This window comes from Undibacterium sp. SXout7W, assembly GCF_049339385.1.
Classification (GTDB): Bacteria; Pseudomonadota; Gammaproteobacteria; order Burkholderiales; family Burkholderiaceae_D; genus Undibacterium.
Genome location: NZ_JBMPPF010000026.1, coordinates 15582 through 30493, shown reverse-complemented (window position 1 = coordinate 30493; position 14912 = coordinate 15582). Strand labels below are relative to the sequence as shown.

Below are 14912 nucleotides of genomic sequence, written 5' to 3'. Positions count from 1 at the left end.
TTTCTTATTTGTCTGCGGTATTGAGCTCGATTTAAATAGCGACTCAAGTGGCAAACGGTGTTTTCTGTTTCTGCTGAGCGGATATTTTTTTGCCGTCAGGATTATTCACATCAATTTATTATTCTCAATATTCATATTTCAATATGATAAATAATTAGTTTGCACATAATATTTCGCAACATAAGATCGCTTTGACTTAATCATCTTATGGAGTGTAAATATGACTGTAACGCGTCGAAAATTTCTGGTGCAACTGGCTGCAAGCAGTGGTTACACCGCTGCAGCAGCGGCAATGGCGACCTTGGGACTGGGCACTTCTGTCGTTGCGGCAGCGGCACCAGCGGCTCCGCTACAACTGGCACCGGGTTCCGGTAAAGGGCTGAAAGTGTTGGTGTTGGGGGCCGGGATCGCGGGGCTGGTCTCGGCTTATGAATTGCGCAAGGCGGGTTATGAGGTGCAGGTGATTGAGGCGCGTGATCGCGTTGGCGGTCGTAACTGGACTATCCGCAACGGCACACGCATAGAACTGAATGACGGCACGACTCAGGTGGCTGATTTCGAGCCTGGGCATTACTTCAACGCCGGGCCGGCGCGTCTGCCCAGTCATCATCAAACTATTCTTGGCTATTGCCGCGAGTTTGGTGTTGAACTGGAAGCGGAGGTGAATACCAGTCGCAGTGCCTACTTCTTGCCGGATGCAGCCAAGGGCGGGCAACCGATTCAGCTACGGCGTGCCATCAACGATGCGCGTGGCCGTATTTCTGAGTTGTTGGCACGTGCGACCAACAAAGGGGCGTTGGACGAAGAGCTGAATGCTGGTGACCGTGCGCGGCTGGTCGAGTTTCTTAAGGTATATGGTGACCTGATGCCGCAGGCACAATTCAAGGGCAGCGAACGCTCTGGCTACAAAGTATTTCCAGGCGCGGCAGAGCAGATAGGAGAACGACCTGATCCATTGTCGCTGGATGCCTTGCTGGATCCAGACTTATGGACGTCGTTGATTTTTGACGAGCTGCTTATTTTCCAGCCAACCATGTTGCAGCCGGTCGGCGGCATGGATCGCATTCCGCAGGCGTTCCATCAGCGTCTGAAAGATGTGGTACGCCTAAATACGGAGGTCAGCGGGATACGCAATCAGAGTAATCGCGTTGAAGTGACGGTACGTGATCGTCGTAGCGGCAAGCAGCAGACGCTGTCAGCAGATTTTGCGATTACCACTTTCCCGCTTCCCGTACTGGCAAAAGTAGAGACTAATTTCTCGCCTGAGGTTCAGCAAGCCATCTCCAGTGTGCATTACGACACCGCCAGCAAAATTGCATGGCAAACACGCCGGTTTTGGGAAACCGAGTATCAGATTTATGGCGGTATCTCGGTTGTCAAACATGAGACAGCGCTGATCTGGTATCCGAGCGGTGGCTTCCACAAAAAGACTGGCGTGCTGGTTGGCTGCTACAACATTGGTCAGGTCGCACGCGACTTTACAGCGAAGCCGCTGGCATCGCAGTTTGCCTCGTCGCGTGCGGTGATCGACCGCGTGCACCCGGGTCGTGGCGCAGAACTTCAAAGGCCAGTCAGCGTCGCCTGGCACAAAGTTCCATACAGCCTGGGTGCATGGGTGCATTGGGCAACACCTGCCGAAAAAGAATATACACGACTGAACCAACCAGAAGGCCGCGTGCATTTTGCAGGCGAATACCTGAGCCAGATCGGCGCCTGGCAAGAAGGTGCGGCCTTGTCCGCACACCATGCCGTCGCTGCCATTGCCAACCGTGTTGCGGCACAAGCCACATCACCGCGCGCAGCATAACTTCACATTCAAGGAAGAATTTTCATGAAAACTCACGCCATCCAGTTATCAACCAGTTTGTTATCGACCATTCTGTTATCAACAGGTTTGTTGTTGGGTACATCTGCTGCCCATGCTCAGCAAATCAAACGCACACCCATACCGAATTCCAATTTTCCTGTCTCCGTCGCCGTCACCGTGCCAGCGGTAGAAACCGTGTACTTCAGCGGTGTACTGCCGGAATCCGTGACCGGCGATACCAAAACCCAGACGCTGTCTGTGCTGCATCGGCTGGAGGCAGCTCTGGCAAACGAAGGATTGAGCTTTGGTGATGTGGTGTCGGTACGCGTGTTTCTGGTTGGTGATCCTAAGCTGGATAACAAGCTCGATTTTGCTGGACTGAACGCTGCTTATGGACAATTTTTCGGTACAGCCGCGCAACCGGCCAAACCGGCACGGACAGCTTTGCAGGTGGTAGCGCTGCCGTTACCTGGTGCCTTGGTCGAAATTGATCTGATTGCCGCTCGCATCAAGCCCTGACTCATTTTGGCATTCATATTTTTCATATCCCTCATATTTGTCGACATACCGGAGTATTACGCATGAATCAACGATCATCGACGGCACTGCGTCGTCAGCCACTGGCAATTGCTATTTCCCTTTTGTTCTTTTATCCATCCGCATGGGCGGCAGAGTTAGACTCGGCCTCGTCACCACAGGATGTTGTTGTCACCGGGACACGTGATATTCAGCGCTCTGCCGGTGAGAGTCTCAGCCCTATTGATGTCATCAGTGCGAAGGATTTGCAGCGGACTGGTCAGACTGATTTGCGCGACGCGCTGGTCAAATTGCTGCCATCGGTCAGCCGTCTGGCGCAGGTAGGTGACGCGGCCAATTTGACCAGCGCCCTGACACTGCGCGGTCTCAGCCCTAATCACGTACTGCTGCTGGTGAACGGCAAGCGACGCCATACCTCCGCCAATATCACCGCTGATCCTGGTTCTCAGCAAGGAGCAACGCCAGTTGATATCGATTTGATTCCGGTCAGCGCAGTCGATCACATTGAAGTGCTGCGCGATGGCGCTGCGGCTCAGTATGGTTCGGATGCTATCGCTGGTGTCATTAACGTGATTCTCAAGTCGTCCAGTAGTGGAGGCAGCCTGACTGCGACCAGCGGTGAGTACTACAAGCATGATGGCTTTACTGTAGGTGGTGCCGCGGACCTTGGGTTGCCGCTGGGCGAGGACGGCTTTTTGCATCTGAGTACCGAATATAGTCGTCATGATCACAGCGTGCGCAGTGGTGCCGATGTGCGCACGGGCACCTTCGTCAATCGTACGCTGGGTGATCCACAAAGCCGACGTGAATCTGCTGCGCTCAATGCTGGTATCGCCGTCAACAAGGACGTTGATTTATATGCTTTCGCTACCATCGCACATCGTAGTGGCGCCAGCGTGCAGAACTACCGTTTGCCATCGAAATTACCGCAAATTTACCCTAACGGCTTTAGCCCCGTGGAAACCAGTAATGAAACCGATGGCAGCATTACGGCAGGTGTGAAGGGGAATGATCTTGCTGGCTGGCGCTGGGATCTGAGCGCCAGCTATGGTATTGACAACGTCAAGATCGGCATGACTGATTCTGCCAACACGGACTTGTTTGCTGCCACCGGTACCACACCGACTGATTTCCGTCTTGCCCAATACCAGAACATTCAGCAAAGCCTGAACGCTGGCTTGGCACGTGATGTCAACACCGGCGTGTTGTCAGCGCCACTCAGCGTCGCGTTGGGTGCGGAGTTCCGGCGTGAATCCTATGAGGTTGGTGCCGGTGACATTGCCTCGTACTACGGCAGCGGTGCGCAGGCCTTGCCGGGGTTGTCACCGGTCAGCGCCGGCGAACACTCGCGTAATATCGGTGCCGGTTACCTCGACCTGTCCACGCGTTTTACTTCGCAATGGGAAGCTGAACTGGCGGGGCGCTATGAACATTACAGCGACGCCGGTAACGCCCGCAACGCCAAACTGTCAACCCGCTATGCATTTGATCCGCGCCTTGCAGTGCGCGCGACGATTGGTACAGGTTTCCGCGCACCATCATTGGCGCAGGAGTACTACACCAGTCTGGCGGTATCACCAACGACGGCCGGTGGTCAGTTGGCTGTCAATTCAGTCGCAGCACGCAGTCTGGGCGCAGTACCTCTGAAGCCAGAGAAATCACATAGTATTAATATCGGCATCGTCGCTGAGCCGATCGATAAACTGCACGTGACGCTGGATGCCTACCGCATTACGATTCGCGATCGCATTGTGCAGGGTGGCACGTATAGCGGTCAGGCGGCGATTAATGCGTTGACGGCGGCTGGCATCAACCTGCCAAGTGGTTTGTCATCTGTCAGCGCCAGTTATTTTGCGAACGGTGTTGATACTCAGACCCAGGGGATCGACCTGTCTGCCAGTTATCCAACCAATCTTGGAAGCGCAGGTCGGATTGAATGGGATTTTGCAGCCAACTTCAACACCAGCGAGGTGACCAAGGTCGCCAACGATAACAACGGCAGATCTTTGCTGAATGCACAGCAGGTCGGCTACCTGACCACTGCCACACCTAAAAACAAGTTGATTATCGGCGGTGTCTGGAGTCGCGACCAGTGGGGCGTCAGCTTGCACGCCACACGCTATGGAAAGACCGAGACTGAAGCGACTTTCTATTCGGGACCAAACATCTATTCAACGACCGTGTTTAACCACATCGAAAACGCGCCGAAGACCTTGGTCGATCTGGAGGTGCGTTATGCCGTGACGAAATCCTTGCAACTGGCCTTCGGGGCGAACAATCTGTTTAATGTTTACCCGACCAAGGTCCCCGATGCGAGTCGTTATCTGGGAGTGTATCAGTACGACACGGCCGCCGCGCAGATACCATTTAATGGCGGTTACTACTACGCGCGCGCGAGTTACAAGTTCTGATGCTGTTAAGATGACGACTGTTTTTGCATGGTTTATCTTAACAACGACATGAAAATAGATGACATCAGCGCCTTCGTAGCCGTCGTGCGCAACCAGTCGGTCAGTGCTGCTGCAGAGGCACTGGGATTGACTCAATCCGCCATTACGCGCCGGGTGCAGAATCTGGAGCACGCGCTGGGGGTGGAATTGCTTGACCGCAGTGTCAAGCCACCCAAACCCAGCGCGATGGGGCGTCAGGTATTTGACCAATGTGGCAAGGTACTGCTGGAGGTGGATCACTTGCGCAATCTGGTGCAGGATGATCATGCGCCAACCGGTGTATTCCGCATCGGCGTGATCCAGACCATCGGCGATGTGGTGTTGATCGATACGCTGCAACGTCTGAGCCGCAACTTCGAGGGACTGCATACCGAGGTTTCTTCAGGCTGGGGTTCGCAATTGGTGGAACGCGTCGCCAACGCCGAAATCGATGCTGCGGTGGCGCTGTTTCCGACCACCAAAGTGTTGCCGGAGGGTTTGCGGGGACGTGGTCTGGGTCGCATTGAACTGGTGGTGGTGGCAAAAAAAGACACGATGTCCAGGCGTACTTACAAACTGCGCGACATTTTTAATATCGGTTGGGTGCTCAATCCCGACGGTTGCGGTTTCCGGGCAGGATTGGCGCGGGCGCTGGCAGAACAAGGCTTATCATTCAAAATTAATATGGAAACTTTCGGCACAGACCTGCAACTGGGTCTGGCTGCCAATGAGCTTGGGCTGGGGCTGATGCCCCGTCCCATCCTGGAGCGGAGTCGCCATCGCTCGCAGCTCGATATCGTTCATGTCAGTGATTTCAGACCTGTGCTGGATATCTGGCTGGTGCAGCCTTTGCAGCCGGGTCCGGTGCAGCATGCGATCGATTTTTTTGCTGAGGCAGTGCAAACCGCCTTTGCAGAAACACCGCTCAAAGTAGTCATGCGCTGACATTAAGATTATTCATAAAAATCATATATCAGTAGTACAAAAAATTAGTTTTGGAATAATCATTTGCTCTCTATACTAGATTTCAATGGCTTGCAAAGCCTTCAAATCATCAGTATAGGAAAGCAAAAACATGGCAGTTTCCACTCCCTCCTACGGCGCCGCTCCAGCATCTGTGCTCGATGCGGCGCCTGTTTCAAGAGTCTCCATTCAGCGTACCATCCTGGTTTCCGTATTGCGCCGTGGCCTGAGTCCATTGGTGTTACTGGCAGTATGGGAAATAGCATCCCGCACTGGCATGTTGCCGGAGCGCATACTGGCTGCACCATCGCAGATATTCGTCACACTTGGTGAACTGATTGTTTCCGGTGAAATCGGTAGCAATGTCCTGGTATCGCTGCAACGCGTGATGACGGGCCTGGCAGTGTCGTTGTCACTGGGTACAGCGCTGGCGTTGCTTTCTGGCCTGTCGCGCCAGGGTGAAGTTGCGATTGATTCGACCATGCAGATGGCGCGTACCTTGCCCTTTCTCGGGCTGGTGCCACTGTTTATTTTGTGGTTTGGTATCGGCGAGTTCACCAAGATCGCCTTGATTGCCTTCGCGACTACTTTTCCTATGTACCTGACCTTATACAGCGGCATACGCGGTATCGATGCCAAGCTGGTGGAAGCGGCTCGTCTGTTCGGTCTGAGCTACCCACAACTGATTGTTCACGTGATCTTACCGGGTGCCTTGCCATCTTTTCTGATTGGTCTGCGCTACTCGCTCGGTGTGGGTTGGCTGTCCCTGGTCGCAGTGGAGCAGATCAACGCCACGGCCGGTCTGGGCTACCTGATTAACAATGCCCGCGACTTCATGCGTACCGATGTCATCGTCGTCTGCCTGCTGGTGTACAGCCTGCTTGGCCTCGCTACCGATTTTCTGGTGCGTGCGATTGAGCACTACCTGCTGGCATGGCGCCCGACTTTTATCAAGGATTAAGCATGACCAGCATACAACTCGACCTGTTAAGCGTGCAGCCCCGTAACGACGGCATTGCTGGATATCACATTGATGTGCCAGTGGCGCCCGTGGTACCCGTCGTAACACATACACCGGTATATGCACGCCAGCTAACCAAACGTTTTGGTAACAACATCATCCTCGATCAATTGAATCTGGATATTCGTGCCGGTGAATTCGTTGCGCTGCTCGGGCGCAGTGGTTCCGGCAAGACGACGCTGCTGCGTGCCTTGGCGGGATTGGATCGCATTACGTCAGGCACGCTGCAGGTGCCGAAAGCCTGTACGGCAGTTTTTCAGGAGCCACGTCTGATGCCCTGGAAGCGCGCCTGGCGCAATGTGACATTGGGTCTGAAGATAGATCAGCCGCGTGAGCGTGCACGTCAGGCGCTGGCAGAAGTAGGTCTGGCGCATCGGGAAAATGCCTGGCCTGGCACGTTGTCTGGAGGAGAGGCGCAGCGGGTAGCGCTGGCCCGGGCACTGGTGCGCGAACCGCAGTTGCTGCTGCTGGACGAACCCTTTGCTGCGCTTGACGCACTGACCCGTATCCGCATGCACCAGTTGATTTTGTCGCTATGGCGTGAACACCGTCCGGCAGTGTTATTGGTGACGCACGATGTTGATGAGGCGGTGTTACTGGCTGACCGCGTGTTGGTGCTGGAGCAAGGGCGCATCGTCTCTGATATTGCTATTACCCAGCCACGTCCGCGCAGCGCCGAACTGCCGCAGTTCCAGCAGGTCCGCGCACAGTTGCTGGAATTACTGGGTGTCGAAATCGATACACCCGTCACGACGGAGCCAGAGCCAGAGCCCATCGTCTTACCTTTTAACTTCAGTAACTTTTCGATCTGATCATGCCTACTTCTCTCCTTCGCCGACCATCCGCCGATCGCGGTCACCAGCTCGACAGCCCGGAATTTGCTGCATTGCTGGAAACACTGACAGCAGAGTTTGCCGCCACTGCCGAACAACATGACCGTGCTGCCAGCTTTCCGCATCAGAATTTTGAACGTTTGCACGAACTGGGTTTGCTTGGCCTGACCATACCACTCGCGCAAGGCGGATTGGGTGCCAATCTGGCGCAGACCGCACGCGTAGTGGCGGCTGTTGCACGAGGCGAACCATCGACCGCGTTGGTGCTGACCATGCAGTACCTGCATCACGCCTCTGATCGTAAGACACGATGGCCGCAACATCTGCAACAGCGCGTACTCGACGAGACCTTACGCGATGGCGCTCTGATCAACGCACTACGCGTAGAGCCGGAACTGGGAACGCCAGCGCGCGGTGGTTTACCTGGTACGATCGCACGGCGCACACCAGAGGGCTGGCGCATCAGTGGCCGTAAAATTTATTCGACCGGCATTCCGCGCCTGACCTGGCTGGGTGTGTGGGCCCGTAGTGACGATCCAGAACCACTGGTCGGTAGCTGGCTGGTGCGACGTGATACGCCCGGTATCAGCGTGATCGATACATGGGACCATCTCGGTATGCGTGCGACTGGCAGCCACGAAGTGGTATTTGACGACGTGCTGGTACCGCTGGATCATGCGGTCGAAGTAGCGCCTGCCGGATCTGCACCGGATATCGACAATTCATTACTGCTATGGATGTCAGTCCTGATATCCGCTATCTACGATGCCGTGGCACGCTCTGCACGCGACTGGCTGGCCGGATGGCTGCAAGAGCGCGTGCCAGCCAATCTGGGTGCGCCGCTATCGAGCTTGCCGCGCTTTCAGGAAGCGCTGGGTGAACTGGATGCGTGGCTGTTTTCCAATCGCGTCTTGATTGAGTCTGCCGCCAGCGGCGCGATCGCGCCAGCAGATGGTTTTCGGGTCAAATATCTGGTGACCAATCAGGCGATCAAGGTGGTGGAAAAGGCCATCGAACTGAGCGGTAATCCGGGCTTGTCACGTGCCAACCCGTTAGAGCGCCATTACCGCGACGTGCTGTGCAGCCGCATTCACACACCCCAAAACGACACGATTCTGATCAACAGTGGTCGTGCGGCATTTGCTGCCCGTGCTGCACATATTGCCCACATTACCCGCAATCCCCCACTCGCTGGCATCGCCGGCATTTCAGCAGTCTCCACTATCTCTTCACCCTCTGTAAAGGAAGCATCATGAGCATCGAATTTATCGGCTTTAGCGCCACCCAGGAAGTGACCGAAACATTGCTGCCGCAAGGCCCGGTTGTGAATAAAAGTTTTTTAGCAGCAGTGGCCAATGCCCACGAGTACGCCGGTTTCGATCGCGTATTGGTCGCCCACAGCAGCGCCTCGGTTGACGGCTTTCAGGTCGCTTCGTATATCGCTTCGCAAACGGAGAAGCTCGGCATTTTGCTGGCGCATCGCCCCGGCTTTGTCGCACCGACGTTGGCCGCACGACAACTGGCGACACTGGATCATTTCAGCGATGGTCGTATCGGTGTACATATCATCAGCGGTGGCGACGACACAGAACAGCAACGCGATGGCGATTATCTGGATCACAATCAGCGCTATCAACGCTCGGATGAATTTCTCGACGTAGTTAAAAAAACCTGGACCTCGGAAGGCCCGTTCGATCATGAAGGCACCAACTATCGTCTGAAAGGCCAGAATGCTGGTGTGCGTCCGCTACGCAATCAGCACTTGCCGATTTACTTTGGCGGATCGTCTGACGCGGCGATTGAAGTCGCAGGCAAACATGCCGACGTTTATGCCTTGTGGGGTGAGTCACTGGCGCAGGTGGCTGACACCATCGCCCGCGTACGTGCAGCAGCTGCCAGATATGGGCGCGCTGACAAAATTCGTTTCAGCCTGTCGCTGCGCCCGGTGCTGGCCGCCACAGAGGAAGCTGCATGGGCCAAGGCAGATGCGATCCTGGCTGCGGCGACTGAACGTGTCAAACACAATGTGCATTTCAGCAAACGTCCGCAAGAGCCTGAAAATATCGGCGCTAAACGATTGCTGGAAACAGCAGCGCAAGGCAATGTAGTTGATGAACGTCTGTGGACAGGTATTGCGACGCTGACCAAAGCGGCCGGTAATTCTACAGGTCTGGTGGGGACGCCGGAGCAGGTGCGCGATGCCTTGCTCAAATACTGGGAATTGGGCGTGACGACCTTCTTGATACGCGGCTTCGATCCTATTCAGGATGCGTTGCAGTATGGGCGTGAGTTGATTCCTTTGGTGCGTGCTGCCGTTGCAGACCGCGAGGCTCAGGCTTCGCGCCTGGCTGCCTGAGAGGGGGCAGGCGATGAGCGATTTTACAAGCGACCTGATCGTCGCCAGCCAGTTCGACCCGAGGGTGAACCGCTTGCTGGCACAGCGTACCGGCCTCGCAGTACATGACGTACTACCCGGTCCGCTGACCGCATTACCAGCAGGGACGGACGTACTGTTTGCACTACCTGCACCGAATGGGCAGACCTTGTTGCAGACTCCAGCACCCACGGGTTGGAACAAAGTACGCTGGGTGCAGTTAGCTTCCGTTGGCATCGACTATTACCCGGATTGGCTGTTTGATGGCCCGGTAGTAACGTCGGCACGGGGAACGGCTTCCATTGCCATCGCCGAATACGTACTGGCAGCGATTTTCAGTGCCGCCAAACGGATCCCTGAAATCTGGTTGCAACAGGCGAGCGACTGGCGTCGTCTGTCTCTCGGTCAGGTGCAGGGCAGTACTCTGGGTCTGTATGGTTTTGGTTCTATCGGTCAGTCGCTGGCACAACGCGCGCTGTCACTGGGGATCAAGGTCATCGCACTGCGCCGTTCGGCTGCGCCGTTTGAAGTGGATGGTGTGGAGCGCGTCGCCACGCTGGAGGAACTGCTGCAACGTTCCGATCATCTGGTGCTGGCAGCACCATCCACTGCTGAAACCCGGCATGTCATTAACGAAGCTTCGTTGAAACACGCCAGAGCAGGATTACACCTGATCAACATTGCACGCGGTAATCTGGTAGATCATCCGGCGCTACTGGATGCACTGAACGAAGGTCGGCTTGCACTGGCAACGCTGGATGTGACTGATCCTGAGCCGTTGCCAGCAGGCCATGCCTTTTACGGACATCCGAAAATTCGCCTGTCACCGCATATTTCGCCGAGTACCGACCAGATCGTGCCTGCCCTGATCGACAAGTTTGTACTCAACCTGGACCGCTTCCGCAGCGGAAAGCCACTGGCCGACGTGGTTGATACCACACGTGGCTACTGAAAACGACCAATAAGGAATCACCATGAGCAGCACTTCTCCTTTGCATTCTGCGCCGTTGTCACGGCCTCATCTGCGCCAGGTCGGCAAGACGCATCCACGTCCTGCTATCTACAGCGCGCCGCGTGACGCCAACGGCAATATTATTTTTGCTGAACCGCCACCACCACCCACACTGGAAGAGCAGCGCCAACATCGCAAGGAACGGCTGGCTGTTTCGTTCCGTCTCTTTGCCCGCTATGGCTATGACATGGGAGGAGCGGGTCACATCACGGCGCGCGATCCTGAGTTTCCGGATCACTTCTGGGTCAATCCGGCTGGCGTGTACTTTGGTCACATCCGCGTGTCAGATTTGATTCTGGTCAGTCACGAAGGCAAGGTGGTGGAAGGCGATGGTCTCTTGAATCGCGCTGCGTTCGCGATTCACTCAGAGTTGCATAAAGCGCGGCCGGATGTGATTGCAGCGGCGCATTCACACGGTTTGTATGGGAAGGCATTTTCTGCGCAGGGTCGCCTGCTCGATCCGCTGACCCAGGATTCTTGCGCCTTCTATGAAGACCATACGATTTTCTCCGACTTCAGCGGCGTTGTTCTGGATTCGAGTGAAGGTGAACGCATTGCCAACACGCTTGGTTCGCGCAAGGCGGTCATTTTGCAAAACCACGGTCTGCTGACAGTTGGTGCGTCGGTGGAATCTGCTGTGTGGCGTTACATCGCCTTCGAGAACGCGGCGCAGGCACAACTGTTGTCGGAAGCGGCTGGCACAACCAAGCCGATATCGCATGAGGTAGCGCGTCATACAGCGAACCAGATCGGCTCTGATGCAGGCGGCTGGTTCAGCTTTCAGCCATTGTGGGATGTGATCACCCGCGAAGAGCCGGATCTGTTTAATTAAGCAAGGGAGAGCAGAGATGACGAGCGCCATTCTATTGCAGTACGACGCGCCTGCCGCGAAACTGGGCGGCGGCCTGCGCCAGCCCGGCACGGCGGTATCGGTACTGATACACGGCGCAGCCCTGATAGCGATCTGGGGCTGGTCCGGTCAGGCGGTTCAGGTAGCGCCGCCACCGGTGGTGGAGTTGCTTCGCCTTCAGGAAGAACCCAGACAAGAGCTGGTGCCACCAAAACCGGAACCGACGAAAGCGCCGGTACAGCTCGCCCCCCCCGTTCCGGTGACGCCAACGGTTCCAGTACCGAAGACCGTGGAGACTTCTGCCGCCAAAGCTGAAACCTACACGCCGCCAGCGCTGACGCATGCTGAACCCATAGGTCCGGTGACTCCTGTTGCACCGGCTCCGGCTCAGCCAGTGACACCTGCACCTGCGGCACCGGTTGCGGCAGCACCAAAGCAGATCACGACCGAAGGCATACCAACTGATTATGTGAACCAGGTCTATGCGCGCATCAACAGCAATACCGATTATCCACGCGAGGCCAAGATGCGTCGCCAACAAGGCAAGGTCGGCTATCGACTGACATTGAATCCGGCGGGGGCGCTGATCTCGTTTGATATTCAGTCATCCGGTACGGATGCGCTGGATGAAGCAGCACGCGAAGCCATACGCCGTGCTGCGCCTTTCCCACGTCTGCCTGACTTGGGGGGCAACAGCTATCTGCTGGCAGGGAACATCATTTTTAAGATTAACTAGACCAAGGAATCATCATGAGCACTACACCTATTGCCGCACATCTGTCGCCGCTGGAATTGTTTGAGCAGGCTGATTTTATCGTCAAGTCCATCCTCGTTTTACTGGCATTGGCCTCCTTTGTCAGTTGGGGTGTCATCGTTGATAAATTGCTGCGCTTTTCCCGCCTGCGCCGCAATGCCGTGGCCTGGGCTACGGCATTGTCCGGACAACGCTCGCTGACGCGGTTGGCGCAGGAACTCAGACAACATCCGCAGGACCCGTTTTCCCGTGTCTTTACAGCGATTACCGATGAATGGCACGTCAGTCATCGTCAGCAGTTGCATCTGGATGCGACAGGACGCGACAGTCTGAAGGAACGCATCAACCGGGTTGGACAGATCGCTGGCAACATCGAAACCGAGCAATTGCAAAAAGGCTTGTCGGTACTGGCGACGATTGGATCAGTCGCACCGTTTGTCGGTTTGTTCGGTACCGTCTGGGGCATCATGAATGCCTTTCAGGGAATTGCGGCGAACAACAACACCAGCCTGGCTGTCGTAGCGCCAGGTATTGCCGAAGCGCTGTTTGCAACCGCGCTGGGACTGGTTGCTGCAATCCCTGCTGTGGTGGCATATAACCGCGCTTCTGGTGATCTGAATAGCTATGCCGCACGCATTGCAACGCTGACCGGACTGGTTGAGGTGCAGTTGTCTCGTCAGTTGGAATCCGGCGAAGCGCTGGCTGACGTATCTGAGTCTTCACAGACAGGCACTACGCCGCCCGCTAAGTCTGAACGTAGCGTCCACAACGTCACGCCGCTGGCGACGCAAGGAGCCTGACATGGGTGTCCGCTTATCTTCCGGACCTTCGCACCGGGTTGGGCCTGTCAGTGACATCAATGTCACGCCGCTGGTGGATGTGATGCTGGTCTTGCTGATCGTCTTCATGGTGGCCGCGCCGATGATGACGGCCGGTGTCAAAGTTGATTTGCCGACCTCCAGCGCCAAACCGTTGCAGGAGCCCAAGCCACCCATCGTCGTCAGCATCAATGCCGCTGGTACGGTGTATGTCAACCAGACAGCCGCGACACCAGAGACATTGCTGACGCTGATGGCACAGGAGGCCAGTGGCGACAAGGAACGCCGCATTCATCTGCGTGGTGATCAGGCGCTGGCCTATGGTCGCATTGTGCAGACGATGGGCACGCTGAACGATGCAGGTTATGCCCGCATCGCCTTAGTGTCGGAAGCGCCGCCACGCTAATATCTTAGCGAATGACTTAGCTGAAGAATCAGCTACATCCTTCATTTAAACAGGAATAAAAAAATGGATTCGATCATTTCGAAGGGCGACGCTCGCCGCCAATTCTTGCGCTCAGGCGCAAAACTCGGCACCGGCGCTGGACTGGCTGCATTGTTCGGTGGCTGGGGTAACCTCAGCCACGCTGCACCACCACTAGCTGATGGCGCACAACTGCGCGACACGACGTTGCGTATCGGCACATACAAGGGAGGTGACTCCAGCTATTTTAACGAGGCTGGCGTTGCCAGCATTCCCTACAAAACTGTGTTGGCCGAGTTTGCCGCAGGCAATCTGATCGTTGAGGCGCTGGCATCGGATTCTCTGGATGTTGGCGGTATGAGTGAGATCCCGCCGATTTTTGCCGCGGCCAGCGGTGCACCGATGAAAGTCATCGCGGTGCTGCGCGGCGATGTCAATAATCAGGTCGTACTGGTGCCAAAGGATTCGCCGATAACCGATCCGGCGCAGTTCAAAGGCAAACGCATAGGCTATGCACGCTCTACAACATCGCACTACTTTCTGCTGCAACTACTGAAAGAAAAGGGCTTGACCTTCAAGGATATCCAGCCCGTCGCATTACCACCGCAGGATGCGCTGGCAGCGTTCAAGAGCGGTCAGCTTGATGCCTGGGTGATCTATGGACTGGTGGTGGAACTGGCGAAGAATCAGGGCGCACGCGTGCTGCGCACCGCTGACGGTTACTTGTCTGGCAATTACGTTATCAGCGCATCGAACAAGGCAATCGCTGACCCGCTCAGGCATGCAGCTATTGGTGACTATCTCCAGCGTTTGGCGAAAGTGTATGACTGGATCAACCGCAATCCCAAAGCGTGGGCTGCCAAGAGCGGACAAATCGCTGGCGTACCGTCGCAACTGTTTCTCAATCAGGTCAGCCAGCGCAGCCAGCCCTACAAACTGGTGGCGGTGGACGATACGGCGATACGCTCGCAGCAGCAGGTAGCAGATGTCTTTGCCGATGCTGGTCTGCTATCGCGCCGCCTCGATGTGCGCCCACTGTGGGACCGCAGTTTTGCCTCCTACCTTTAACTCTATTTAATCCTATTTGACA

At 55.8% G+C, this 14912-nt stretch carries 14 protein-coding genes; all 14 read left to right on the top strand.

Annotation, left to right across the window (positions count from 1 at the left end; genetic code table 11):
• Positions 1 to 220: 220 nt before the first annotated feature.
• The 14 genes from ACO0LB_RS19305 (at position 221) to ACO0LB_RS19240 (ending at position 14890) form a co-directional block, all read left to right on the top strand.
• Entirely contained in the window at positions 221 to 1807 is a 1587-nt protein-coding gene (locus ACO0LB_RS19305; RefSeq protein WP_423052093.1) for a flavin monoamine oxidase family protein, read from the top strand.
• 24 nt (positions 1808 to 1831) lie between these two features.
• The gene (locus ACO0LB_RS19300; protein ID WP_423052091.1) at positions 1832 to 2326 is read left to right on the top strand and encodes a Rid family hydrolase; all 495 of its coding nucleotides are present in this window, start codon (positions 1832 to 1834) and stop codon (positions 2324 to 2326) included.
• 62 nt (positions 2327 to 2388) lie between these two features.
• The gene (locus tag ACO0LB_RS19295) at positions 2389 to 4755 is read left to right on the top strand and encodes a TonB-dependent receptor plug domain-containing protein (RefSeq protein ID WP_423052089.1); all 2367 of its coding nucleotides are present in this window, start codon (positions 2389 to 2391) and stop codon (positions 4753 to 4755) included.
• A 48-nt stretch (positions 4756 to 4803) separates the two neighbouring features.
• Positions 4804 to 5718: a LysR family transcriptional regulator gene (locus tag ACO0LB_RS19290; RefSeq protein ID WP_423052087.1), complete on the top strand. Its 915-nt coding sequence runs from the start codon at positions 4804 to 4806 to the stop codon at positions 5716 to 5718.
• Positions 5719 to 5848: 130 nt separating this feature from the next.
• Positions 5849 to 6697 (top strand): ABC transporter permease, encoded by an 849-nt coding sequence (locus ACO0LB_RS19285; protein WP_423052085.1) that lies wholly within the window; start codon positions 5849 to 5851, stop codon positions 6695 to 6697.
• Between the two features lie 2 nt (positions 6698 to 6699).
• Complete coding sequence (locus ACO0LB_RS19280) at positions 6700 to 7569, top strand: ABC transporter ATP-binding protein (protein WP_423052083.1); 870 nt, start codon at positions 6700 to 6702, stop codon at positions 7567 to 7569.
• A gap of 2 nt (positions 7570 to 7571) precedes the next feature.
• Positions 7572 to 8846 (top strand): acyl-CoA dehydrogenase family protein, encoded by a 1275-nt coding sequence (locus tag ACO0LB_RS19275; protein WP_423052081.1) that lies wholly within the window; start codon positions 7572 to 7574, stop codon positions 8844 to 8846.
• Complete coding sequence (locus ACO0LB_RS19270) at positions 8843 to 9946, top strand: LLM class flavin-dependent oxidoreductase (protein WP_423052079.1); 1104 nt, start codon at positions 8843 to 8845, stop codon at positions 9944 to 9946. The genes ACO0LB_RS19275 and ACO0LB_RS19270 overlap by 4 nt, the downstream gene beginning before the upstream one ends.
• Positions 9947 to 9959: 13 nt before the next feature.
• Entirely contained in the window at positions 9960 to 10916 is a 957-nt protein-coding gene (locus ACO0LB_RS19265; RefSeq protein ID WP_423052077.1) for a D-isomer specific 2-hydroxyacid dehydrogenase family protein, read from the top strand.
• 22 nt (positions 10917 to 10938) lie between these two features.
• A complete protein-coding gene (locus ACO0LB_RS19260; protein WP_423052075.1) occupies positions 10939 to 11808 on the top strand; it encodes a class II aldolase/adducin family protein in 870 nt (289 codons plus the stop codon).
• A 16-nt stretch (positions 11809 to 11824) separates the two neighbouring features.
• Positions 11825 to 12562 (top strand): TonB family protein, encoded by a 738-nt coding sequence (locus tag ACO0LB_RS19255; protein WP_423052073.1) that lies wholly within the window; start codon positions 11825 to 11827, stop codon positions 12560 to 12562.
• Positions 12563 to 12576: 14 nt separating this feature from the next.
• Complete coding sequence (locus ACO0LB_RS19250) at positions 12577 to 13380, top strand: MotA/TolQ/ExbB proton channel family protein (protein ID WP_423052071.1); 804 nt, start codon at positions 12577 to 12579, stop codon at positions 13378 to 13380.
• A gap of 1 nt (position 13381) precedes the next feature.
• Positions 13382 to 13804: a protein TolR gene (gene tolR, locus ACO0LB_RS19245; RefSeq protein ID WP_423052069.1), complete on the top strand. Its 423-nt coding sequence runs from the start codon at positions 13382 to 13384 to the stop codon at positions 13802 to 13804.
• Between the two features lie 63 nt (positions 13805 to 13867).
• The gene (locus tag ACO0LB_RS19240) at positions 13868 to 14890 is read left to right on the top strand and encodes an ABC transporter substrate-binding protein (protein ID WP_423052066.1); all 1023 of its coding nucleotides are present in this window, start codon (positions 13868 to 13870) and stop codon (positions 14888 to 14890) included.
• Positions 14891 to 14912: the final 22 nt, after the last annotated feature.

Coding starts and splice junctions, on each gene's coding strand:
- ACO0LB_RS19305 (WP_423052093.1), top strand. CDS start 221: ATGACTGTAACGCGTCGAAAATTTCTGGTGCAACTGGCTGCAAGCAGT.
- ACO0LB_RS19300 (WP_423052091.1), top strand. CDS start 1,832: ATGAAAACTCACGCCATCCAGTTATCAACCAGTTTGTTATCGACCATT.
- ACO0LB_RS19295 (WP_423052089.1), top strand. CDS start 2,389: ATGAATCAACGATCATCGACGGCACTGCGTCGTCAGCCACTGGCAATT.
- ACO0LB_RS19290 (WP_423052087.1), top strand. CDS start 4,804: ATGAAAATAGATGACATCAGCGCCTTCGTAGCCGTCGTGCGCAACCAG.
- ACO0LB_RS19285 (WP_423052085.1), top strand. CDS start 5,849: ATGGCAGTTTCCACTCCCTCCTACGGCGCCGCTCCAGCATCTGTGCTC.
- ACO0LB_RS19280 (WP_423052083.1), top strand. CDS start 6,700: ATGACCAGCATACAACTCGACCTGTTAAGCGTGCAGCCCCGTAACGAC.
- ACO0LB_RS19275 (WP_423052081.1), top strand. CDS start 7,572: ATGCCTACTTCTCTCCTTCGCCGACCATCCGCCGATCGCGGTCACCAG.
- ACO0LB_RS19270 (WP_423052079.1), top strand. CDS start 8,843: ATGAGCATCGAATTTATCGGCTTTAGCGCCACCCAGGAAGTGACCGAA.
- ACO0LB_RS19265 (WP_423052077.1), top strand. CDS start 9,960: ATGAGCGATTTTACAAGCGACCTGATCGTCGCCAGCCAGTTCGACCCG.
- ACO0LB_RS19260 (WP_423052075.1), top strand. CDS start 10,939: ATGAGCAGCACTTCTCCTTTGCATTCTGCGCCGTTGTCACGGCCTCAT.
- ACO0LB_RS19255 (WP_423052073.1), top strand. CDS start 11,825: ATGACGAGCGCCATTCTATTGCAGTACGACGCGCCTGCCGCGAAACTG.
- ACO0LB_RS19250 (WP_423052071.1), top strand. CDS start 12,577: ATGAGCACTACACCTATTGCCGCACATCTGTCGCCGCTGGAATTGTTT.
- tolR (WP_423052069.1), top strand. CDS start 13,382: ATGGGTGTCCGCTTATCTTCCGGACCTTCGCACCGGGTTGGGCCTGTC.
- ACO0LB_RS19240 (WP_423052066.1), top strand. CDS start 13,868: ATGGATTCGATCATTTCGAAGGGCGACGCTCGCCGCCAATTCTTGCGC.